A 26,895-nucleotide genomic window follows, 5' to 3' on the forward strand; every position below is an offset into this window, starting at 1 on the left:
ATGTGGTTCTCGCAGCAGCTCAACCCGACCGTGCCGACGTTCATCGCGCAGTACGTCGAGCTGCACGGCGAAATCGACATCCCGCTGCTGCGGGAGGCCGCCGTCACGGCCGCGCACGAGTTCCAGTCGCCGTTCCTGACCCTCGTCGAGATCGACGGCGAACCCCGCCAGATCGTGGACCCGTCGATCGACTCGAGTGTCGGCTTCTTCGACTTCCGTGGCGAACGGGATCCGATGGCGGCGGCGCACGCCTGGATCGACACCGACTACGTGACGCCGATCCGACTCACCCGAGATCGCCTGGTGGAGATGACGATTCTCCAGGTGGGCGATCGAGATTACCTGTGGTACACCAGAATTCATCATGTCGCACTGGACGGCTACAGCGGCATGACGATGGTCAACCGGATCGCGGCGCTGTACACCGCGGCCGCGAAGGGCGTTGAACCCGACCCGAGTCGGGCGTTGGACCTACGCAAGGTGTACGACCTGGACCTCAAGTACCGTGAGTCGAGCCGCTTCACGGCCGACCGTGAGTACTGGGCCGAACACATCAGGGGTATCGAATCGGGGTCCACCCTCGCCCAGCGTGAGGGCCCGGTTTCCGCCCGCAGCCGGCTCGAGAGTGCCGCCCTGACGCCCGCCGCCCTCGCGCGGCTCGGATCGTCCGACGACCTGTTCGGCGGGACGTCCGCGGCGGTGCTCATCGCGGCGTTCGCCTGCTACCTGTCCAGGATGACCGGTCGGCACGACGTGCTCGTCAACCTGCCGGTGTCCGCGCGCACCACCGCGCCGCTGCAGCGGTCGGGTGGCATGCTCGTCAACGTTGCGCCGCTGAACATCACCGTTGCCGCGGACGACACCGTCGGCTCGCTCGTCCAGCGGGTGCAGCTGGAACTGATGGGCGCACTGCGTCACCAGCGGTGCAGCATCGAGGACATCCGCCGTGACGCCGGACTGACCGGCGCCCGTCAGGGGTTGTCGGGGCCGATGGTCAACGTGATGCTGTTCCGGCAGGAGATCACGCTGGGTTCGGTGGTGGGGGAGTACCACATCGTCACCTCCGGGCCCGTGCAGGACCTGCTGGTGAACATCTACCAGAGCGGGTCTCCCGCCCGTACTCTCGTCGACTTCCGCGGCAACCCGAACCGATACGGGGCCGACGAGCTCCGCGATCACCACGACCGGTTCCTCGCCCTGGCGGAGGAGTTCCTCGCCGCCGGGCAGGACACCCCCGTCGCCGAAGTGCACGGCGAGTCCGCCGCTCTCGGCGAGGAGAACCTGCGCGCGTCCGCCGCGCTCGACTTCTGGCGCGCCGAACTGGCCGGCCTCCCCGCCGAACCCAGCCTGCCCGGCGCTCGTCACGAACGCCGCCAACCCGGTTACACCACAACCGAATTCGAGCTGGATCCCGACCTGTGGGCGAGGGTCCACCCGGTCGCCACCGGCCTCGGGGTGGACGATGCGGCGCTGCTGCACGGCGCGGTCGCGGTGCTGATCGGCCGCCTCACCGGTGCCGACGACTTCGCGATCGCCACGGCCGTCGCGCATGCCGCGGACAAGCCCCCGGACGCCCTCTTCCCGATCCGCACCGCGCTCGACCCCGCCACACCGTTCTCCGACCTCGCCCGCGCCGTGTTCGACCGCGAGCGCCGCGCCGCCGCCCATTCCCGAACGCCGCTGGCCCGCCTCGCCGAATCCCTGACGATTCCCTTCCTCCCCGTCGCGATCTCCGCGCCGGGCATCGATCCCGACTCCCATCCGGGCGGCGCCGACCTCGTACTGCAGTTCCCCGACGCCGGATCCGGCCGGTCGCCCGCGCTGGTCGTGGACCACGCCAACGACGTGTTCGGTCCGGAGGCCGTCGCCGTCCTGGTCGCCCGCCTCGAACAGGTGCTGACCGCAATCCTCGACCGCCCGGACCTGGCTTGCGGGGACGTGCCGGTGATGTCGCCGACGGAGACGCAGGCCCTGACCCCGGTGTGGGGGCCGCCGCCGGTGCCGCCCCGCACGCTGGACCGCATCCTGGCGGACGCGGTCACCGCGGGACCGGACACGGATGCCGTCGTCGACGGCGACCGCACCCTGACGTACCGGGAGCTCGACTCGCGGTCCGGCCTCCTCGCCTCGCTGCTCGCCGCGCGCGGTGTCGGTCCGGACTCCGTTGTGGCCCTGTCGATTGCGCGATCGATCGAATCGGTGACGGCGGTGTGGGCGGTCGCGAAGACGGGCGCCGCGTTCGTCCCTGTCGATCCGAACTATCCGGCGGACCGCATCGAACACATGCTGACCGACTCCGGCGCGGCCTTCGGCCTGACCACGCGGGCCCATCGGCACCAGATCCCGGACCTCGTCGAGTGGCTCGCCGTCGACGAATTCGACCTGGTGTCGGGCAGCGGGTACGTCCCGGTCCACGAGCCGCACCTCGACGACGCCGCCTACCTGATCTACACGTCCGGTTCGACCGGGGTGCCGAAGGGCGTTGTGGTCGGCCACCGCGGTCTGGCGAACTTCGCCGCGGAGATGCGGGAACGCTTCGGGGTCACGCCCCGTGCCCGCACCCTGCACTTCTCGTCGCCCAGCTTCGACGCGTCGATCCTGGAACTGCTGCTTGCCGTCGACGTCGGGGCGACGATGGTGATCGCGCCGCCCGGGATCTTCGGTGGCACCGAACTGGCCGACCTGTTGCGGCGGCAGCGGGTCACGCACGCGTTCGTCACCCCGGCCGCGCTGGCGTCCGTCGACCCGGCGGGGCTCGACGACCTCACCTGCGTGATCACCGGCGGCGACGTGTGCCCGCCGGAACTCGTCCGGCAGTGGGTCGGCACCGCCCCGGAGGACGACACCGGGCGCCGAATGTTCAACGCGTACGGCCCCACCGAGTCCACCGTCGTCGCCGGGATCAGTGCACCCCTGGATCCGCGGCTCCCGGTGACCATCGGCGGTCCGTCCAGGGGCAGCGGCTCGATGGTCCTGGACGACCGCCTGCGCCCGGTCCCGGTGGGCGCGATCGGCGAGCTGTACGTCACCGGCCCCAGCCTGGCACGGGGCTACCGGAACCGGCCCGGGGTGACCGCCGAACGGTTCGTCGCCGACCCGTTCACGGGGGGCCGGATGTACCGGACCGGCGACCTGGTCCGGTGGACCGACGCGGGGGAGCTGGAGTACCTGGGCCGCAGCGACTTCCAGATCAAGATCCGCGGCTTCCGGATCGAGCTCGGCGAGATCGACTCGGTGCTGCGCGCCGACCCGTCGGTCGCGTTCGCGGTCACCACCGGGTACGTCCGGTCGTCCGGGGATGTCGCCCTGGTCGGCTACGTCCTGCCCGTCGACGGGGCCACCGTCCGGGAACCGGAACTGCTGGCCAGGGCCGCCGAGTCGTTGCCGGCGCACATGGTGCCGGCGACGATCGTAGTCCTCGACCGGGTGCCGCTGACCCCGGCGGGCAAGGTGGACCGGAAGGCGCTGCCGCAGCCGCGGTTCGACGCGTCCGCAACCGAGTACCGGGAACCGGGCACCGACACGGAGGCCCGGATCGCGGCGGTGTTCGCCGACGTCCTGACAAACCCCCGCGTCGGTGCCGACGACAGCTTCTTCGATCTCGGCGGCGACTCCCTGATCGCGACGCGGGTGATCGCACGGACCAACGCCGCCCTCGGCACGTCCCTCGGCGTGCTCGACCTGTTCGAGGCGCCGACCGTCGCGATGCTCGCCGACCGTGCCGACGAGGCCGCCTCTGCACTCGCGGCCGGCGCCGGCGCGGCCGTCCCGGTCCCGTCCCGCCCGCCGCTGACGGTTCGTTCCTTCGGTGGTCCGGTTCCGGTGTCGATGGCCCAGCAGCGCATGTGGGTGGTCAACCAGCTCGACACCACCTCGGCGGTCTACAACATCCCGATCGCGGTGCGGCTGTCCGGGGATCTCGACGTGGACGCACTGGCCGCCGCGCTCAGCGACGTGATCGCGCGGCACGAGACGCTGCGCACCGTGTTCCCGAACACTCCCACCGGACCCGTGCAGCGGGTGCTCCCTGCCGCCGAGTCGGCACTCGACCTGACCCCGGTGGATGTCCCCGTCGACCAGTTGCGGCCGCGGGTGCGGGCACTGGCGACGGAGGGCTTCGACGTCACCGCGAGCACCGCGCTGCGCGCCACCCTGCTGCGCATCGAGCCCACCACCCACGTCCTGGTGCTGGTGGTGCACCACATCGCCGCGGACGGGCTGTCGATGGGCCCGCTGGCCCGTGACCTGCTGACCGCGTACGCCGCCCGGGTCGCGGGTGCACCACCCGCCTGGGCGCCGCTGACCGTGCAGTACTCGGACTACGCGCTGTGGCAACGCGACCTCCTCGGGTCCGCGGACGACCCGGACAGCCTGATGTCCCGGCAGCTGCAGTACTGGACGACGGCCCTCGACGGCGCGCCCGAGGTGCTGGCACTGCCCGCCGACCGGCCGCGGCCGGCGCGGGCGTCGATGCGCGGCGGCACCGTCGACGTGACCCTCGAGCCCGATCTGCACCGGCGACTGCTCGATCTCGCCCACGCTCACGGCACCAGCCTGTTCATGGTGCTGCACGCGGCACTGGCGGTGCTGCTGGCCCGGTCGAGCGGCGAATCGGACATCTCGATCGGATCCCCGGTGTCGGGTCGCGGCGAGGCCGGCCTCGACGACCTCGTCGGCATGTTCGTCGGCACCCTGGTGCTGCGGACCCGGATCGATCCCGGCGAACCGTTCGCCACCCTGCTCGACCGGGTCCGGGGCGACGACCTCGCGGCGATGAGCCGTACCGACCTGCCGTTCGAGGTGCTCGTCGACGCCATGCACCCGACCCGGACGACCGCGCACTCCCCGCTGTTCCAGGTGATGCTGGTGCTCCAGGGTGCGGTCGACGCCCATCTCGAACTGCCCGGCGTCACCGCGGACGTCCGGGACGTCGACACCGGAACCGCGAAGTTCGACCTGCAGGTGATCGCCACCGAACACACCGACAAGGCCGGCGACCCCGGCCCGTTGGACACCCAGTTCGCCTACGCCCGAGACCTTTTCGACCACACCACGATGTCGGCGATGATCGATCGTTTCGTCCGCGTGCTCGAGGAGATCACGGCCGATCCGGCGGCCCTGGTCGGTGATCTGTCCATCGTCGGGGAGGACGAGCGCCGGCGCGTCGTGCAGGACTGGAACGAGACCGTCGTCGCGCTCGACGGCGAGGCCACGCTCACCGGGCTGTTCCGTGAGCAGGTGGCCCGTACCCCCGACGCGGTCGCGCTCGTGTCCGGCGACCGGACCTGGACGTACGGCGAGTTCGCGGAACGGGTCGACGCACTCGCACGGATCCTGATCGCCCGCGGAGTCGGCCCGGAGTCTCGGGTGGCGGTGGCGCTGCGCCGGTCCCCGGAACTGCTGGTCGCCATCTACGCAGTGATCCGGGCCGGTGCCGCCTACGTGCCGCTGGACCCGGATCATCCACCGGCCCGGGTCCGGCACGTCCTCGACAGCGCGGCCCCGGTGTGCGTGCTCAGCACCGGCGTGCACCGGGCACTGCTGCCCGAGGACATCGACCTACTGGACCTCGACGTGGTCGACCTGTCCGGCTCCGGCGGCGCCCCGCTGCCGCTGCCGCATCCCGATTCGACCGCGTACGTCATCTACACCTCCGGGTCGACCGGCACCCCGAAGGGTGTGGCGGTCACCCACCGCGCCATCGTCAACCGACTGCGGTGGATGCAGGACACCTACCCGCTCGACGGCACCGACGTGGTACTGCAGAAGACCCCGGTCACGTTCGACGTGTCGGTGTGGGAACTGTTCTGGCCGTTGCAGACCGGGGCGCGGCTGGTCCTCGCCGCCCCGGACGGCCACCGCGACCCGGACTACCTGTCCCGCGTCATCGCCGCCGAGCACGTGACCACCGTCCACTTCGTGCCGTCGATGCTCGCGACCTTCCTGTCCGCCGCCCGCCCCGACGACTGCACGGGGTTGCGCCGGGTGTTCTGCAGCGGCGAGGCGCTGCCCCCGTCCACCGCGGAGACGTTCCGCCGCTTCTGCACCGCCGCGCTGCACAACCTCTACGGCCCGACGGAGGCCGCGGTGGACGTGACCGCCTGGGAGACCTCCGACGCCGACGTCCACACGGTGCCGATCGGTGCCCCGGTGTGGAACACCCGCCTGTACGTGCTGGATTCGCGCCTGCACCCGGTTCCGGTGGGCGTGCGGGGCGAGTTGTACCTCGCGGGCGCGCAGATCGCGCGCGGCTACGTCGGGCGCCCCGACCTGACCGCGGACCGGTTCGTCGCGGACCCGTTCAGCGGCGAACCCGGCAGCCGGATGTACCGCACCGGTGACGTGGTGCGCTGGCTCGAACACCCGAGTCGGGCGCCGGGCCGGCCGAGCATCGGGGCACTGGAGTACGTGGGCCGCAGCGACTTCCAGGTCAAGTTGCGTGGGCAGCGGATCGAGCTCGGCGAGGTCGAGGCCGCGCTGCTGGCGGCTCCGGGCGTCGCGCAGGCCGTGGTCGTCACCCATCACGACGACATCACCGGGGATTCGCTGGTCGGGTACGTGATCGGTGCACCGGGCGCCGCGGTGGACCCGGCCGCGGTCCGGACGCACGCGGCCACCGAACTGGCCGCGTACATGGTGCCGGCGCAGATCCTGGTCCTCGACGAGTTCCCGCTCGGCCCGTCCGGCAAGCTCGATCGCCGGGCGCTGCCCGAGCCCGAGTTCCTGGTCGCGTCGGCGGAGTTCGTCGCACCCCGCAACCCGGTGGAGGAGATTCTCTGCTCGATCGTCTCCGACCTGCTCGAGATACCCCGCGTCGGCGTGCACGACAACTTCTTCGACCTCGGCGGCAACTCGCTCATCGCTGCTCGGCTGGTGGCCCGCGCCAACGGGGCGCTCGGCGCCCATGTCGGCGTCCGCGAGGTGTTCGACGCGCCGACGGTGGCCACCCTGGCACTGCGCGTCGAGTCGGCGACCGCGGCCGCCGCGGACCGGCCGCCGCTGCGACCGGAGGCGCGCCCCGACCCGATTCCCGTCGCGCTGGCGCAGAAGCGAATGTGGTTCGTCAACCAGTTCGACACCACGTCCCCGGCCTACAACATCGCCATGGCGATCCGGCTGGACGGCACTCTCGACGTCCCCGCCCTGCAGACGGCGGTGGCGGACGTGCTCGATCGGCACGAGTCCCTGCGCACCAGGTTCCCGCTGGTCGGCGCCGAGCCGACCCAGGACATCCTGCCCACCGCCGCGGTGGCCCCGGACCTGACTCCGGTCCCGATCAGCGAATCCGAACTGCCGGAGCGGATCACCGCTCTGACCGACACCGGGTTCGACGTCACCACCGCCGCGCCGCTGCGGGCCCGGTTGCTGCGCGTCGCCGGCGACCGGCACGTGCTCGTGATCGTGGTGCACCACATCTGCGCCGATGGCTTCTCGATGGCGCCGCTGGCCCGGGACGTGATGGGCGCGTACGGCGCCCGCACCACCGGGCAGGTCCCACAGTGGGCCCCGCTGCCGGTGCAGTACGCCGATTTCGCGTCGTGGCAGCAGCGGGTCCTCGGCGATCCCGCCGACCCGGAGTCGCTGATGGCGCGGCAACTCGACCACTGGACCACCACGCTCGACGAGTTGCCGGACCTGTTGCCGCTACCGACCGACCGGCCCCGGCCTGCGACCCAGTCCCTGCGCGGTGCCGCGTCGACCTTCGACATCGACGCGGACCTGCATCGGCGGTTGATCGCGATCGCCCGGGACCGCGGCACCACCGTGTTCATGGCGATGCACGCCGTCCTGGCGGTGTTGCTGGCCCGGTCGTCCGGGACCGACGACATCGCGGTCGGCACCCCGATCGCGGGGCGCGGCGAACCCGAACTCGACGACATGGTCGGAATGTTCGTCAACACCCTGGTACTGCGCACCGAGGTACCCGCGGAGCGCTCGTTCACCGACCTTCTCGCCGCCGTCCGCGACCGCGACCTGGAGGCGTTCCACCAGTCGGATCTGCCGTTCGAGCGGCTGGTCGAGGCCCTCGCCCCGGAACGCAGCACCGCCCACTCGCCGCTGTTCCAGGTGATGTTCGAGTTCCGCAACAACGAACGGCCGCGTCTCGAGCTGCCCGGCCTGACCGTCTCGGCACTGGACCTCGGCGTCGCGACCGCGAACTTCGACCTGCAGCTGACCTGCACGGAACGGTTCCACGGCGACGGCTCCCCGGCCGGCATCGACGCCGGGTTCACCTACGCCGCCGACCTTTTCGACCCCGCGACCATCGACGAGTTCGGGCGGCGACTGGTGCGCATCCTCGACGCGGTGACCGCCGATCCCGACACGCCCGTCGGCGATGTCGCCGTCCTCGATTCCGACACCGCCCACGCCCTCGCCCCGGTGTGGGGACCCGGTACCGTCCCGCTGCGCACCCTGCCCGAGCTGCTCATCGCGGCCGCGGCGGGCAACCCGGACGGCATCGCCGTCGTCGACGGTCCCGACGCACTGACCTATCGCGACCTGGACGAGTCGTCGAACCGCTTGGCCCGCAGGCTGATCGGCCTCGGCGCCGGGCCCGAGACGGTGGTCGCGGTGGCGGTGCCGCGCTCACTGCGCTCCGTCCTCACCGTGTGGGCGGTCGCGAAGACCGGTGCCGCGTTCGTGCCCGTCGATCCGCACTACCCGCAGGACCGGATCCTGCACATGCTCGAGGACTCCGGCGCCGCGTGGACCGTCACCCTCGCCGAACACCGGCACATCGTGCCCGACGGCGTCACCCCCGTCGTCCTCGACGCCCCTGAAACGGAGGCGTCGATCGCCGCACTGCCGGGGGACGCGGTGACCGACGCCGATCGCACCGGGCCGCTGCTCCTCGACCACTGCGCCTACCTGATCTACACGTCGGGATCCACCGGTGTCCCCAAGGGTGTCATCGTCACGCACCGCGGACTGGCCGGCTTCGCCGAGGACGTGCGGGCGCGCTACGGGGTCACGGCCGCGTCGCGGACCCTGCACTTCTCCTCGCCGAGTTTCGACGCGTCGATCCTGGAACTGTTCTTCGCCGTCGGCGCCGGCGCGACCATGGTGATCGCGCCGGCCGGGATGCTCGGTGGCGACGAACTGACCGAGCTGCTGCGGCGGCAGCGGGTCACGCACGGGTTCGTCACCCCGGCAGCGCTCGCCTCCGTCGACGCGGACGCGCTGCCGGATCTGCGGTGCGTGGTCACCGGCGGCGACACCTGCCCACCGGAGCTGGTCCGCCAGTGGGCGCGACCGGGCCGGTCGATGTACAACGCCTACGGTCCCACCGAGACGACCGTCGTCGCCGCGGTGTCCGGGCCGATGGACGCGGAGCGGCCGGTCACGATCGGGCGACCCCCGCTGGGCAGCGCGGCCGTCGTCCTCGACGACCGCCTCCACCCGGTCCCGGTCGGGGTCACCGGCGAGCTGTACGTCACCGGGCCGTCCGTGACGCGTGGTTACCGGAACCGTCCCGGCACCACCGCGGAACGGTTCGTCGCCGACCCGTTCACCGGCGGCCGCATGTACCGCACCGGCGACCTCGTGCGCTGGACCCTGACGAGCGCAGCGACGGGGGATGGCACCCTGACGAGCGGAGCGCCGGGGGACGTCGCGGGGGTGGAGCTGGAGTACTTGGGGCGCAGCGACTTCCAGGTCAAGATCCGCGGCTTCCGGATCGAGCTCGGCGAGATCGAGTCCGCGCTGATGCGCCACGACGCGGTGGCCCGGGCCGTCGTCACCACGCACCAGGACAGCGCCGGCCGACCCCGGCTGGTCGGTTACGTGGTGCCCCACATCGGTGCCACCGTCGACAGCGCCGAGGTCCTCGCGTTCGCCAATACGCTGCTCGCGCCCCACATGGTGCCCGCCGCGCTGGTGGTGCTCGACGACCTGCCCGTCACCCCGGTCGGCAAGCTCGACCGCAAGGGACTGCCCGAACCGGACTTCACCCCGCGCGCCGGTACCCGGCGCGCCCCCACCGGGCACACCGAGACGGTCCTCGCCGAGCTGTACGCCGAGGTGCTTGGTGTCGGGGAGGTCGGGGTCGACGACTCGTTCTTCGCGCTCGGCGGCGACAGCATCATGTCGATCCAGCTGGTGGCGCGGGCCAAGGAGTCCGGCGTCCACCTGTCCCCGCGGCAGGTGTTCGAGCACCGGACCGTGGCCGCGCTCGCGGCGGTCGCCCAGGCCGGGGACACCGGTCCGCAGGTCCTCGAGGAACTGCCCGGCGGAGGGGTCGGCGACATGCCGGCGACCCCGATCGTGCGCTGGCTGCTCGAGCGCGCCAGCGTCGGGGAGGTCGGTGGGGAACGGCGCTTCGACCGGATGTCGCAGGCCACGCTGCTCCGCGCGCCGCACGATCTGACCTCGCTCGCGCCGCTGGTGGCGACCGTCCAGGCGGTCCTCGACCGGCACGACATGCTTCGGGCGCGGCTGCGGATCGACGGCGCCGCAGCATCGGGCGGCACCACCGCCGCCACTGGTGGTGCGGTGATGGAGGTTCGGCCCGTCGGCGCCGTCGACGCCGCCGGGTGTGTCCGGCGGGTCGCGGTCCAGGCGGCGCCGGGCACGCCGGAGTACGCGTCCGAGGCGCTCGACGCACTCGACGCGGCGCAGGACCGCCTCGACCCGCTCGGCGGCGTCATGCTGCAGGTGGTGTGGCTCGACTCCACGACCGGGGACGGCAGGTTGCTGGTCGTGGTCCACCACCTGGCGGTCGACGGTGTCTCCTGGCGGGTGCTGGTCCCGGACCTGGCGATCGCCTGGGCGCACGTCGCGGCGGGGCAGACGGCGACGCTGCCCCCGGTCGGCACCTCGATGCGCCGGTGGGCCCATGCCCTCGTCGACGCCGCCGCCGAACGCCGCGACGAGCTCGCGATGTGGCGCGGGATGTCCACCGGCCCGGACCCGCTGCTCGGGTCGCGGCCGCTGGACCCCGACGTCGACGTCGAGTCCACCGTGGCGCGACTGACCGTCGAACTGCCCGCCGACGTCAGCGCCGCGATCCTGACCGCCGTCCCCGAGACGTACCGGGGCGGCGTCACCGACGGACTGCTCACCGCACTCGCCATGGCCCTGACCCGGTGGCACCGCGGCCATGGCCGCACCGTCGACGGCGGCACCCTGGTCGCGCTCGAGGGGCACGGTCGCGAGGACCAGATCGTCACGGCACCGGATGCCCGAGGAGTACAGGACGCCCACGAGAGTCGCGCGGATCTGTCGCGGACGGTCGGCTGGTTCACCACGATCCACCCGCTGCGACTGCGCCTGCCCGACATCGACCTCGACGCCGCGTTCACCGGCGGCGCCGCGACCGGTGCCGCGATCAAGGCCGTCAAGGAGCAGCTGCTCGCGGTCCCCGACAACGGCATCGGCTACGGGTTGCTGCGGTACCTCGACCCGGAGGGCGGCGCGGAACTGGCCGGGCAGCCCGCACCGCAGGTCGCGTTCAACTACCTGGGCCGATTCGCGACCGACCTCACCGACGAGGGCGCGGAGACGGGCTGGGCCCCCACCGCGGACGTGGACATGGAGCGAGCCCAGGACCACGACCTGCCGGTCGCGTCGGCGCTCGACATCAACGCGGTGACCACACAGGTCGACGGCCGGCCGGTGCTGCGGGCCACGTGGGCGTACGCGTCGGGTGTCCTGGACGCCGCGGACGTCCGGGAGATCGCCGGCCTGTGGACCTCTGCGCTGACCGCGCTCGCCGCCCACGTGGACGCGCCCGGCGCGGGCGGGCTGACCCCGTCCGACCTCGATCTGGTGGACCTGAGCCAGACGGCGATCGACGGACTCGAGTCGCGATACCCCGATCTGCAGGACATCTGGTCCCTGTCGCCGTTGCAGTCCGGCCTGCTGTACCACGCAGTGGCGGCCGGCACCCCTGACGTGGAGGGGGACAAGCCCGTCGACTCGTACACGGTGCAGTTGACGCTCGAGGTGCTCGGCGCCGACCCGGTGCGGATGCGGCGTGCGGGCCAGGCGCTGCTCGACCGCCACCCGAATCTGCGCACCGCGTTCGCCGCCGACGACACCGGCCGCGCGCTGCAGATCGTGCACCGCCACGTCGAGCTGCCCTGGACCGAAGTCGACCTCACCGGACTGCCCGCCGCGGACCGCGGCCGGGCTCTGGACCGGCTGATGGCGGAGGATCGGGCCCGCGGATTCGAGATGGACACCGCGCCGTTGCTGCGGATGACGGCGATCCGCACCGGGCCGGACGAACAGCGCATCGTGCTGACGAATCACCACATCCTGCTCGACGGCTGGTCGATGCCCCTGGTCCTGCGGGATCTGCTGACCCTGTACGCGACCGACGGCGAGGACGACATCCTGCCGCCGGTGCGGCCGTACCGCGACTACCTCGGCTGGATGGCGCGGCGCCCGGCCGAGGAGTCATTGCACGAATGGCAGCGGGCGCTGGCCGGGGCGACGGACGCCACCCTGCTCGGTCACGGTCGACCGACCGGGCCGACCTCGCACGAGGTGCGGGTCGCCCTCGACACCGACACCGCGGACGCGTTGCGGACACTGGCCCGTGGCCGCGGCACCACCATTTCCACCATGATCCGCGCGGCATGGGGAATCCTGTTGGGGGAGTTGACCGGTCGCGACGACGTGACGTTCGGCGGCACCGTGGCCGGACGTCCCCCGCAGGTGCCGGGCATCGAGACGATGGTCGGGCTGTTCATCAACACGCTGCCGGTGCGGGTGACCCTGGACCCGCACGAGACGCTTCTCGACCTCCTCGTCCGGTTGCAGTCTGAGCAGGCGACGCTGCTCGACCACCAACACGTCGGCCTCTCCGACATCCAGGCCGGCGCCGGCGCCGGCGCCGTGTTCGACACCCTGACCGTGTTCGAGTCCTATCCGATCGACCGGGACGCGCTGACCGCGGACACCGACATCGCGGGGATGCACGTCACCGGCGTCCACGACAACGCGAACACCGCGCACTACCCGCTGGCGTTGGTCGTCACCGACGACGACGCCCTCACCCTGAAGCTGGAGTACTTCCCGGAACTGTTCGACCGGGAGCAGGTCGAACAGTTCGGGCACCGCATGGCCCTCGCGCTGACCGCCCTCGCCGAGACCCCGGATCTGCCGCTGTCCCGGCTGCGTCTGCTCACCGACCGGGAGCACACCGACCTGGTCCCCGCCCGGGGCCTCCCGGCCGATCACCGGCGAACACTCCCGCAGATCCTCTCGGACGCGGCCGCGCAGGACCTGGACGCGGTCGCGCTCATCGCGCCGCCGGCCGATCCCGCGACCGGCGACCGCTCGGTCACCTACCGGGAGCTCGACGAGACGTCGAACCGGTTGGCGCGGCTGCTGATCGCCCGCGGCGCCGGACCCGACACCTCCGTCGCGCTGTGCCTGGCCCGCTCGGTGGAGTCGGTGACCGCGATGTGGGCGATCGCCAAGTCCGGGGCCGCGTTCATGCCGGCCGATCCGAACTACCCACCCGAGCGGGTCGCGCACATGCTCGCCGATTCCGGTGCGGTACTCGGCATCACGGACGCGGCGACCGTGGACCGGCTGCCCGACCAGGTGATCTGGCTGGTCCTCGACGGACCGGACGCCGCCGATCTGCTCGCCTCCGTCTCCGCGGCACCGGTCAGCGACGCCGACCGCCGGGCGCCCCTGCGCCTCGACCACGCCTCCTACGTGATCTACACGTCCGGATCGACGGGCACCCCCAAGGGGGTGGTGGTCCCGCACCGCGGCCTCGACAACTTCACCCACGAACTGCAGCAGCGGATGCGCGCGACTCCCGGCAGCCGCACCATGCACTTCGCGTCCCCGAGTTTCGACGGCGCGGTCTACGACTACCTGCTCGCCTTCGGTCCCGGCGCCACGATGGTGATCGTCCCGCCGACCGTGTACGGCGGAATCGAACTCGCCGACGTGATCGCCCGCCAGCACGTCACCCACTCGTACGTGAACGTCGCCGGCCTGGAGACCGTCGACCCGACCGGCCTGGACGAGTTCACGACCGTGATGGTCGGCGGCGAGGCCTGCCCACCGGAACTGGCCGCCAAGTGGGCCGCGTTGGACGGCCGCCGGTTCTTCGACGGTTACGGGCCGACCGAGGCGACGATCATGGCCGACATGAGCGAGCCGCTGGTTGCGGGGGAGCCGGTCGGGATCGGGGGGCCCGTGCTCGGGGTCTCCGAGGTGGTGCTCGGCACCCGGCTGCAGCCGGTCCCGCTCGGGGTACCCGGTGAGCTGTACCTGTGCGGTCCCGGCCTGGCCCGCGGCTACCACGATCGTCCCGGCTTCACCGCAGGCCGGTTCGTCGCCAACCCGTACGGCGAGCCCGGGGAGCGGATGTACCGGACCGGGGATCTGGTGCGGTGGACGGAGCACACGAGCACGACGACCGGCGCGACCACGCTCGAGCTCGACTACCTGGGCCGCGCCGACTTCCAGGTCAAGATCCGCGGCTTCCGCATCGAGCTCGGCGAGATCGACTCCGCCGTCGCCGCCCACCCGGATGTCGACTTCGCGGTGACCGTCGCCCGCAGGACGGGCGAGGACACCCATCTCGCCACCTACGTGACGACCCCCGGGCCGCGACCGGCGGCGACCGAGATCCGTGAGTTCGTCCGGGGCCGCCTGCCCGCACACATGGTCCCCGAATCCGTGACCTTCCTCGACGAGATCCCGCTGACCCCGGTCGGCAAACTGGACCGCTCGGCCCTCCCGGAGCCCGAGTTCGTTTCGGCACAGTATGTTCCGCCGTCGAATCCGATCGAACAGACCGTCGCGGACGTCTACGCCGACGTCCTCGGCCTGGAGCGGGTCGGCGCCGAGGACGACTTCTTCGACCTCGGCGGCAACTCGCTGATCGCGACCAGGGTCGCCGCCCGGCTCGGTGCCACCCTCGGCGCGACCGTCGGGGTGCGCGCCCTGTTCGAGGCACGGACGGTGCGGGAGGTCGCACAGCTGGTCGCCGACACCGGCACCGGACCGGACCGGCCGCCCCTGGTCGCCGGCCCGCGCCCGGCGAGGCTGCCGCTCTCGCCGGCCCAACAGCGGATGTGGTTCCTCAACCAGTTCGACACCGCGTCGCCGGCCTACAACATCCCCCTCGCGGTGCGCCTGAGCGGCGACCTCGACGTCGATGCGCTGGCCGCCGCGCTCCGTGACGTGCAGACCAGGCACGAGTCGCTGCGCACCGTGTTCCCGCTCGGTGCGGACCGGGAACCGGAGCAGGTGGTCCTGACCGCGGACGAGTCGACCAACCTGTCGGTCGAGACCGTCTCCGAGGCCGAGTTGCCCACCCGCCTCGCGGAATTCGTCGGCGCGGGATTCGACGTCACCGCCGGGGTCCCGATCCGGGTGTCGTTGCTCCGGCTGTCGCCGACCGAGCACGTCCTGGCGATCGTCGTGCACCACATCTGCGCGGACGGCTTCTCGATGGCGCCGCTGGCCCGGGACGTGATGGCCGCCTACGCCGCGCGCGCGGCGGGGGTCGCGCCGGACCGGGAGCCGCTGGCCGTCCAGTTCGCGGACTTCGCACTGTGGCAGCGGGGCCTGCTCGGCGACCCCGCCGATCCGGCCTCCCGACACGCCACCCAACTCGACTTCTGGTCGAACGAGCTCGCCGGCCTCCCGGAGGTCCTGGCGCTGCCCACGGATCGGCCGCGTCCCGCCGAGCGCACCCTGCGCGGCGGGCGGATCCCGCTGACCGTGGACGCCGACACGCACCGGGCGCTCGCCGCCCTCGCCCGCACCCGCGGCGCGACGATGTTCATGACGATGCACGCGGCGCTCGCGGTGCTGCTGGCGAAGACCACCGGATCCGAGGACCTCGCGATCGGCACCCCGGTCGCCGGGCGCGGCGACGCCGCGCTGGACGAGATGGTCGGCATGTTCGTCGGGACACTGGTGTTGCGCAGCCCGGTCCCGCCGGAACGATCGTTCCGGGATCTGATCGGCGACGTGCGGGCCCGCGACGTGGCCGCGTTCGAGCACACCGACCTGCCCTTCGAGGTGCTCGTCGACGCCCTCGCCCCGGACCGGTCGACCAGTCACACCCCGCTGTTCCAGGTCCTGATCGAGTTCCAGAACAACGAACTGCCGACCCTCACGCTGCCCGGCCTGACGGTCACCGCGCTCGAACCGGATCTGCCGGTGGCGAAGTTCGACCTGCAGTTGACCCTCGCCGAGACGTTCGCCGACGACGGCACCCCGGCGGGGATGACCGGTGCCCTGACCTACGCCACCGACGTCTTCGACAGCCGCACCGCCGCGACCCTCGCCGCCCGTTTCGAGCGCTTGTTGACGGCGGTCAACAGTCACCCGGATCGGCCGATCGGCGACCTCGACCTGTGCACCGCGGCCGAACACGCGGCGATCGACACCGAGTGGAATCTCCCCGGCCGGCGCGCCCCGCAGACCACGCTGGCGGACGCGTTCGCGTCCGCGGTCGCCACGTACCCCGATTCGACCGCGGTCACCTTCGCGGACACCACCCTCACGTACGCGGAACTCGACGCCCGCGCCAACCGGCTCGCCCGCCTGCTGACCGAGCGCGGCGCGGGACCGGAACGGCTTGTCGCGGTCGCGCTTCCGCGTACCACCGACCTGGTCGTAGCGCTGCTCGCGGTGATCAAGTCCGGCGCCGGATACCTGCCGCTCGACGTCAGCTACCCACCCGACCGGCTGGCGTTCATGCTCGCCGACGCCGACCCCGTGTGCACGCTGTCGGTGTCCGCGGACGTCGCGCGACTGCCCGACAGCGATGTCCCGACGGTGCTGCTCGACGCCCCGGACGTCGCGGCCCGGCTGGCCGCGATGTCGCCCGCACCCGTCACCGACGCCGACCGCGCCGCGCCACTCGACCCGGCCGCAATCGCGTACGTCATCTACACCTCCGGCTCGACCGGGCGCCCCAAGGGCGTGCTCGTCCCGCACCGTTCCGTGCTGACCCTGATCGAGAACACCCGCGACAGCTTCGACTTCGGACCGGCGGACGTGTGGACCATGTTCCACTCCTATGCCTTCGACTTCTCGGTCTGGGAACTGTGGGGGCCGCTGCTGCACGGTGGCCGGCTCGTCGTCGTCGACCACGACACGGCCCGATCCCCGCAGCAGTTCCTGCGCCTGCTCGAACGGGAACAGGTCACGGTCCTGAACCAGACCCCGACCGCGTTCTACCAACTGGCCGAGGCGGACCGCGAGGCCAGCGGAGCGGACCTGCTTGCGGCACTGCGGTACGTGATCTTCGGCGGGGAGGCCCTCGACTTCGCGCAGCTCGGGCGCTGGTACACCCGCCACGGCGGGGCGAGCGAAGCGACGGGGAATCTCACTGCAGGACCCGAACTGGTGAACATGTACGGGATCACCGAGACCACCGTGCACGTCACCCGGCTGCCGCTGACTCCGGAACTGGCCGCGACGTCGTCGGCGAGCGTGGTGGGCCGCGCGATCCCGGGTCTGCGGGTGTCGATTCTGGACCGCCGCCTGCGTCCGGTCCCACCGGGCGTGGTCGGGGAGATGTACGTCGCGGGCGACCAGGTCACCCGCGGCTACCTCGGCCGCCCGGACCTGACCACGGCCCGGTTCGTCGCCGACCCGTCCGGCGCGCCGGGCGCACGGATGTACCGCACCGGCGACCTGGCCCGCTGGGACCACACCGGGCACCTCGAATACCTCGGTCGCTCGGACATGCAGGTCAAGATCCGCGGCTTCCGCATCGAACTCGGCGAGATCGAGTCCGAGATGCTCGGCTTCCCCGGCGTCGCGGCCGCCGTCGCCACCGTCCACGACGACGGCGCCGGCCGGACGCGCCTGGTCGGCTACCTGGTCCGCGAGCCCGGCGTCGAGGTGGACCGGGGACGGCTGCGCGAGCACCTCGCCGCCGAACTCGCCTCGCACATGGTGCCGGCCGCGTTCGTCGACCTGGACCGGCTGCCGTTGACCGCGAACGGGAAGCTGGACCGGAAGGCGTTGCCGGAGCCGGACTTCGGGGCCCTCGCCGGTGCGGGCAGGGACCCGGCGAGCGAGGCCGAGGCACAACTCGCCGGGCTGTTCGCCGAGGTGCTCGGACTCGACACCGTCGGCGGTGCCGACTCGTCCCGCACCGTGGGCGTCGACGACTCGTTCTTCGCGCTCGGCGGCGACAGCATCATGTCGATCCAACTGGTCGCCCGGGCGAAGGACGCGGGCCTGACGCTGACCCCGCGGCAGGTGTTCGAGCACAAGACCGTCGCCGCGCTCGCGGAGATAGCGGAGGAGTCCACCGTCGAGGACGTGCCGGTCCTCGAAGAACTGCCCGGCGGCGGGGTCGGTTCCTTCCCGGCCACCCCGATCGTGCGGTGGCTGCTCGACCGGGCCGGTGCGGGCGATCTGGGCCGGTACACGCAGTCGGCGCTGCTGACCCTGCCGGCGGGCGCCACCCGCGAGCATCTCGAACGCACCCTCCGCGCCGTGCTGGATCGGCACGACATGCTCCGGGCCCGGCTCGACCGCGCGACCGCGACGATGACGGTCGCCGCACCCGGGTCCGTGGGGCCGGCTCTGACCCGGGTGCCCGTCGACTCCGTGAGCGGTGCCGCCTTCGAGCGGATCGCCGCTGCGGAGCTCGCCGACGCAGCAGGCAGGCTCGACCCGGAAGCCGGGATCATGCTGCAGGCGGTGTGGTTCGACCCGGTCGGCGGGTCGGACCACACCGGGTCCGGTCGGTTGCTGCTGGTGGTGCATCACCTGGCGGTCGACGGGGTGTCGTGGCGGGTGCTGGTGCCGGACCTGGCGATCGCGTGGTCCCGGATCGTGCAGGACACCGAACCCGCGCTCGCACCCGTCGGAACGTCGATGCGCAGGTGGTCGCGCGCGCTCGCCGACACCGACCGCACCTCCGAGCTCGGGTACTGGACCTCGGTGCTCGCCGGACCTGATCCGGTGCTCGGCACCCGGGCCCTCGACCCCACGGTCGATGTGAACGCGACCGTGGAGCGGGTGCGGGTGGAGGTGCCTGCCGATGTCACCGAGGCGCTCCTCACCGCGGTGCCGGAGTCCTTCCACGGCAGCGTCAACGACGGACTGCTGACCGCGCTGGCGCTCGCGTTGACCCGGTGGCGGGCCGATCGCGGCGAGTTCCACACCGACGCGCTGATCAACGTGGAGGGGCACGGCCGCGAGGAAACCGGCGTCGGCGGTGCCGACCAGCCCGGAGCGGGCGGTGCCGCCCGGGCCGATCTGGCCCGCACGGTCGGCTGGTTCACCACCATCTACCCGGTGCGGCTCGACCTGGAGGGGGTGGACCTCGACGAGGCGTTCGACTCCGGTCCGGCCACCGGAGCCGCGATCAAGGCCGTCAAGGAGCAGTTGCTGGCGGTCCCGGACCACGGCATCGGGTTCGGGCTGCTGCGGTACCCGCCGGACGGGACGACCGCACTCGCCGACACCCGCACCCCGCAGGTCTCCTTCAACTACCTCGGCCGCCTCGGAGGCACGGTCACCGACACCGACGCCGGCTGGGTGCCCGTCGCCGACGTCGACCTCGACGACCGGCCGAGCCCTGACCTGCCGGTCGCGGCCGTCCTCGACGTCAACGCCGTCACCCTCGCCGGTGCCGACGGGTCGCGGCTGCAGGCGACCTGGGAGTTCCCGACCGGGGTGCTGTCGGCGGAGGAGGTCACGCTGCTCGCGGAACTGTGGGTGGAGGCGTTGACCGCCGTCGCCCGGCACGCCGCCGACCCGGCTGCCGGGGGTCTCACCCCGTCCGACGTGGACCTCGTCGACCTCGACCAGCGGGCCATCGACCGCCTCGAGGCCCGCTACCCGGACCTGTCCGAGATCTGGTCGCTCGGTCCGCTGCAGTCGGGGCTGCTGTTCCAGGCCCGCGTCACCGAGCACGCCGTCGATCCGTACGTGGTGCAGTTGACGCTCGACCTGCGTGGCGTCGTCGACGCCGACCGGCTGCGCCGCGCCGGCCAGGCACTGCTGGACCGGCATCCGAACCTGCGGGCCGCGTTCGTGCATGATCCGGACGGCACCGCCGTGCAGGTGGTGCCCGCCCACGCGGTGCTGCCGTGGACCGAGACGGACCTGACCGGATGGGACCGCGGCGTCGCCGAGTCCGAGTTCACCCGAATCCTCGACGCGGACCGGACCGCCGGCTTCGACATGACCGCCCCGCCGCTGCTTCGGTTGCTGCTGGTGACGATCGCACCGGGGGAGTACCGCCTGGTGCTCACCAACCACCACATCCTGCTCGACGGCTGGTCCACGCCGCTGATCCTGCGGGACCTGCTCACCCTGTACGCCACCGACGCCGATGCGTCGAACCTGCCTCGGGTCCGGCCGTACCGCGACTACCTGCACTGGCTGGCCGGACGTGACGGCGCCGCCTCGATGGACGTGTGGCGCGACCGCCTCGGCGACGTGGGGGAGCCGACGCTCCTGGCCCCGATCTCACCCGGGCAGCCGGCGCCCGCCGGGTCCCGCGAGTACGCGGTGTCGCTGACCTCCGAGGACACCGCCCGCCTGCGCGCGCTGGCCCGCGGCCGCGGCGTCACCGTCAACACCGTCGTGCAGGCCGCGTGGGGTGTCGTCCTCGGCGCGCTGACCGGCCGCGACGACGTGGTGTTCGGTGCCACCGTCTCCGGGCGGCCGCCGCAGATCCCCGGCATCGAGGAGATGGTGGGCCTGTTCATCACCACCATCCCGGTCCGGGTCACCCTCGACCCGCACGAATCCCTCGGCGAGCTCCTCGATCGGCTCCAGGTCGAACAGGCGAGCCTGCTCGACCACCACCTTCTCGGCCTGCCGGCCATCCAGCAGGCCGCCGGACCGGGATCGGTGTTCGACACCCTCACGGTGTTCGAGTCCTATCCCGTCGACCGGGCCGGGTTGAGCGAGGACACCGACATCGCGGGGATGCGGGTGGCAGCGGTCGGCGGCCGCGACTCCGCGCACTATCCGCTGGCGCTTGTCGCGTCGGAGGCGACCTCCCGGACGGGCGAGGAGTCACTGCACCTGAAGTACGAGTACTCGGACGCCTTCGGCCGCGGCGAGATCGCCGTCATCGCCGACCGCGTGCACCGCGTGCTGCGCCTGCTGTCCACGAGCCCCGAGACCCGCGTCGCACAGGCCCACGCCCTCGACGCCACCGAACTGGCCGAACTGCTGCCGGTGGCCGGGCCCGCCGGACGGTCCCTGCGGACGCTGCCCCAGATCCTCACCGACGCAGCGGCACTCGATCCCGACGCGGTCGCGCTGAGCGCGGAGGGCCACGAGGTCCGCTACCGCGAGCTCGACGAACGCTCGAACCGGTTGGCCCGGGTCCTGATCGGGCTCGGCGCCGGACCGGAGACGTTCGTCGCGGTGGGTGTCGCCCGGTCGCTGTCGTCGGTGCTGTGCATGTGGGCGGTCGCCAAGACCGGTGCCGCGTTCGTCCCGGTGGACCCGAACTATCCGCCGGAGCGCATCACCCAGATGCTCACGGACTCCGGTGCCACTGTCGGCCTGGCGCTGAACGCCCACCGCGGGACGCTGCCCGACTCGGTGCCCTGGCTGTACCTCGACGCCCCCGCCTTCGCCGACCGGTGCGCCGCCGAATCCGCCGAGCCCATCACCGACGCCGACCGGCTCGCCCCGATCGAACTGACCAACGCCGCCTACCTGGTGTACACGTCCGGGTCGACCGGCACCCCCAAGGGTGTCGTCGTCACCCACACCGGCCTGGACAACTTCGCGCGTGACCAGCTCGACCGGTTCGCCGCCGCACCCGGTTCCCGGACGCTGCACTTCTCCACACCCAGCTTCGACGGCGCAGTGTTCGAGTACCTGCAGGCGTTCGGGGCGGGCGCGACGATGGTGCTGGCACCGCCGACCGTCTACGGCGGAACCGAACTCGCGCAGCTGATCAAGGCCGAACGCATCACCCACGCCTTCGTCACCACGGCGGCGCTGGCCACCGTCGATCCCGGCGGACTGGACGAGTTCCAGGACGTGGTGTTCGGCGGCGAGGCGTGCCCGCCGGACCTCGTCACCCGGTGGGCGCCCGGCCGGCTGCTGCACAACGCGTACGGACCGACCGAGACGACGGTGATGACGAACATCAGCGCACCGATGACGCCGGACCGGCCGATCAGCCTCGGCGGCCCGATCCGCGGCGTCCAGGAACTGGTGCTCGGATCCCACCTGCAGCCGGTGCCCGTCGGCGCGCCCGGCGAGCTGTACATCTGCGGTGTCGGGTTGGCGCGCGGCTACCACAACCGCCCCGGTTTCACCGCCGGCCGCTTCGTCGCCAACCCGTACGCGCCGGGCGAGCGGATGTACCGGACCGGCGACATCGTCCGCTGGACCCGCACCGTCGGAACCGGCGAATACACGGTCGAGTATCTGGGACGCAGCGACTTCCAGGTCAAGATCCGCGGCTTCCGCATCGAACTCGGCGAGATCGACGCCGCGATCATGGCCCAGCCCGGCGTCGGGTTCGCCGTGACCGTCGCCGTCGACGGACCGTCCGGGGACACCGCGCTCGCCAGCTACGTCCTGCCCGCGACCGGGCACCGCCTCGATCCCGCCGAACTCACCGCGGGCCTGGCCCACCGGCTGCCGACGCACATGGTGCCCGCGGCCGTCACCATCCTCGACGAGATCCCCCTGACCCCGGTCGGCAAGCTCGACCGCGCGGCGCTGCCGAGCCCGCGGTTCGCCGGCCGCGGCGGCCGGTTCACCGCCCCGACGACCGCACTGGAACGGACCGTAGCGGACGTGTTCGCGGAGGTGCTCGGCCTCGACCGGATCGGCATCGACGACGACTTCTTCGAGGTGGGCGGAAACTCGCTGGTCGCAACGCGGGTCACCGCCCGGCTCGCCGCCGCGCTCGGCACCTCCGTCGGGGTGCGGGCGCTGTTCGAGGCGCCGACCGTGCGGGCCCTGGCGGCGAGGATCGACGACTCGGAGCACGACCGGGGCCGCCCCGCGCTGACCGCCGGACCGCGGCCGGAGCGGATCCCGATCTCCCTCGCGCAGCAGCGGATGTGGTTCCTCAACCAGTTCGACACCACCTCGCCGGCCTACAACATTCCCCTCGCGGTCCGCTTGACCGGAGACCTCGACGTCGCCGCGCTGCGCGGCGCGGTCGCCGACGTCCTGGACCGCCACGAATCGCTGCGCACGATGTTCCCGGTCGTCGACGGGGAGCCCACGCAGCGGATCGTCCGCACCGCGGACGCGTTGACCGAGTTCGTGGAGACCGAGATCACGGCTGGCGAATTGCCCTCCCGGATAACCGACTTCGCGTCCCGCGGTTTCGACGTGAGCGCCGGCGTCCCGATCCGCGCCGCCCTGTACGCACTCGCGCCGGACGACCACGCCCTCGTCGTGGTCGTCCACCACATCAGCGCGGACGGCGCCTCCCTCGCCACGCTGGCCCGCGACGTGATGGCCGCCTACCTGGCCCGCAGCGCGGGGCAGGCCCCGCAGTGGACGCCGCTGCCCGCGCAGTACGCCGACTTCACGCTGTGGCAGCACCGCGTCCTCGGCTCCGACGACGACGAGCAGTCGCTGATCAGCAGACAGTGGCAGTTCTGGCGGGACGCGCTTGCCGGCCTGCCCGACGTCCTCGCCCTGCCCACCGACCGGCCCCGACCCCTGCAGCAGACGATGCGGGGCGACCGCGTCGAGTTCACCGTCCCCGCCGACCTGCACCGCGCCGTCGCCGACCTGGCCCGCGGGGAGGGCGCCTCCGTCTTCATGGCGGTCCACGCCGCCTACGCGCTGATGCTGTCCCGCCTCGGCGACACCGACGACATCGCGATCGGCACCCCGATCGCCGGTCGCGGGGATGCCGCGCTCGACGAGATGATCGGCATGTTCGTCGGCACCCTGGTGCTGCGCACCCGGATCGACGCCGCGGAGTCGTTCACCGAGTTCCTCGGCAAGGTCCGGGAATTCGACCTCGACGCGTTCGCGCACGCGGATCTGCCGTTCGAGTTGCTGGTCGAGAAGCTGAATCCGCCGCGGTCCACCTCGTACTCGCCGCTGTTCCAGGTCTCCCTCGAGTTCCAGAACACCGAGACCCCGCACCTGGAGCTGCCCGGCCTGGCGGCCGAGGCGATGGACCTGTCGACCCGCGTCGCGAAGGAGGACCTCGAACTCGTCCTCGCCGAACGCTTCGACGACGAGCAGAACCCGGCCGGGATGAGCGGGGCCTTCGATTTCGCCACCGACCTGTTCGACGCGGACACCGTGCGGGCGCTCGCGGACCGGTTCCTGCGGATCCTGCGCGCGGTGACCGCCGACCCGTCCGGTGCCGTCGGCGACATCGGCATCCTCGGTGCCGTCGAACTCGCCGAGTACGCGCCGGCGCAGGGCCCCGAGGGAGCCGCGCCCCAGCTGTGGCCGGACCTGCTCACCGCGGCCGCCGCCGTCGACCCCGAGTCCGTCGCCCTGGCCTTCCGGGATCGCCGGGTGACCTATCGGGAGCTCGACGACATGTCCAACCGCCTCGCCCGCGCGCTGACCGCCCGGGGTGTCGGACCGGAAACCTTTGTCGCGCTGGGGATGTCCCGGTCGCTCGAGGAGATCGCCGCGATCTGGGCGGTCGCCAAGGCCGGCGCCGGGTTCGTCCCCGTCGACCCGACCTACCCGAGCGACCGCATCGACTACATGCTCCGGGACTCCGAGGCGGTGCTCGGCCTGACCGTCACCGACCGCCGCGATGCTCTCCCGGACACGGTGCCGTGGCTGGTCCTCGACGACCTGGAGGAGGAGCTGGCGGCCACGTCCGCCGCCCCGATCACCGACGCCGACCGCATCTCGCCCCTGCACCTGGCGCATCCGGCGTACCTGATCTACACCTCCGGGTCCACCGGTCTGCCGAAGGGCGTGATCATCACCCACCGCGGCATCGCGAACCTCACCGCCGAGGAGTACGACCGCTTCAAGGTCAGCCCGCAGTCGCGGGTCTCGCACCTGGCGTCCCCGAGCTTCGACGCCTCGGTCTTCGAGCTGATGATGGCGTTCAGTGCCGGGGCCCGCGTCGTGATCGTGCCGCCCACCATCTACGGCGGCACCGAACTCGCCGACCTGCTGCGACGCGAACGGGTCACCCACGCCTTCATCACCCCGACCGCGCTGTCGTCGATGGATGACACCGGTCTCGACGAGCTGAAGGTGCTCGCCGTCGCCGGTGAGGCATGCCCGCCCGAGCTGGTCGCCAAGTGGGCGCGCGGCCGCAGCATGTTCAACGGCTACGGCCCCACCGAAACCACCATCCAGGCCAGCGTCAGCGACCCGATGAGCGCCGACGAGGCCGTCAACATCGGCAGGCCCGCGATCGGATTCGAGGAGATGATCCTCGACACCCGACTCCACCCGGTCCCGGTCGGCGTCCCGGGCGAGCTGTACATCTCGGGACCGGGCCTGGCCCGCGGCTACCATCACCGCCCCGGGCTGACCGCAGGCCGCTTCGTCGCGAACCCGTTCGGCGAGCCCGGCTCCGAGATGTACCGCACCGGCGACATCGTCCGTTGGCGGACCACGACCGACGGGCCGGCCACCGTGGAGTACGTCGGCCGCAGCGACTTCCAGGTCAAGGTCCGCGGCTTCCGCATCGAACTCGGCGAGATCGACGCCGTGCTGGCCGGACATCCGGCGATCGGCTTCGCCGCGACCATCGGCTACACCGGACCGTCGGGGGCGACACTGCTCGCCGCCTACGTCGTCGGCGCCGACGGCATGCGGCCCGACCCGGGCGAGCTGCGCGCGTACGTGGCGGCCCGGCTGCCCGCGCACATGGTGCCCGCCGCGGTCACCGTCCTCGACTCCGTGCCGATGACCCCGGTCGGCAAACTCGACCGCCGGGCACTGCCCGCCCCCGAGTTCGGTTCCCGCGCCGACCTGTACCAGCCGCCGCGCACCCCGACCGAACGCACCGTCACCGACGTGTTCGAGAAGGTCCTCGGCGTCGACCGGGTCGGGGTCGCCGACAGCTTCTTCGACCTCGGCGGCAACTCGATCGTCGCGACCCGCCTGGTCGGCGAGATCGCGTCCCGCCTCGACCGGAGGCTGCCGCTGCAGGCGGTGTTCCTCGACCCGACACCCCGCGGAATCGCCCTGGCCATCGACGAACCCGGCGGCGCGGCCCCCGTCGACCAGGCGCTGAGCGTGCTGATCCCGCTGCGCACCCAGGGCAGTAGGTCGCCGCTGTTCTGCATCCACCCCGGGATCGGGCTGTCGTGGGGCTACGCCGGTCTGGTGCGGCACCTGTCGGGTGACCGGCCCGCGTACGGCCTGCAGCTGCCCGTCATCAGCGGGGGCCCGCACTTCACCTCCGTCACCGAACTCGCGCAGCGGTACGTGCAGGAGATGCAGTCGGTGCAGGCGCACGGGCCGTACCACCTGCTCGGCTGGTCGCTCGGCGGCGTCATCGCCCACGCCGTCGCCGTCGAACTGCGCTCGCGCGGGGAAGAGGTCGCGACGCTGGCGATCATGGACAGCTACGTCGGCCTCGACGACGGCACCCCCGACACCCTCACGGTCGGGGAGCTGCTGCACGGGCTCGGTCTCGACCTGCCCGCCGGCGACGGCGACACCCTCACCTACGAACGCGCCGTCGAACTGCTCGACGAATCGTTCGGGCAGAGCACCGGATTGACCGCCGAGCACCTGCAGCGGATCAGTGCCGGGTTCACCGACTCGACCCACATCATGCGCACCTTCAGCCCCGACGTCTTCGACGGCGACCTGCTGTTCTTCCGCGCGGCACGCTCCGCGGACGACGACCACTCGCCCGAGGAGTGGCGCGACGCCGTCACCGGCGGCATCCGGGAGATCGAGATCGACTGCGAACACAACCAGATGATCGAACCCGAGGTCCTCGCCGTCGTCGGCCCGGTGCTCGACGAGTACCTGACCAGCCACTAG

Annotated in this window: 1 protein-coding gene; it reads left to right on the plus strand. The window is 72.2% G+C overall.

All coding sequences use genetic code 11. The features are described 5' to 3' along the window. Positions 1-26,895: a non-ribosomal peptide synthase/polyketide synthase gene (locus tag ACWDU4_RS21785; RefSeq protein ID WP_450116004.1), complete on the plus strand. Its 26,895-nt coding sequence runs from the start codon at positions 1-3 to the stop codon at positions 26,893-26,895.

It is taken from the genome of Rhodococcus sp. NPDC003348 (genome assembly GCF_053589375.1).

Coding starts and splice junctions, on each gene's coding strand:
- ACWDU4_RS21785 (WP_450116004.1), top strand. CDS start 1: ATGTGGTTCTCGCAGCAGCTCAACCCGACCGTGCCGACGTTCATCGCG.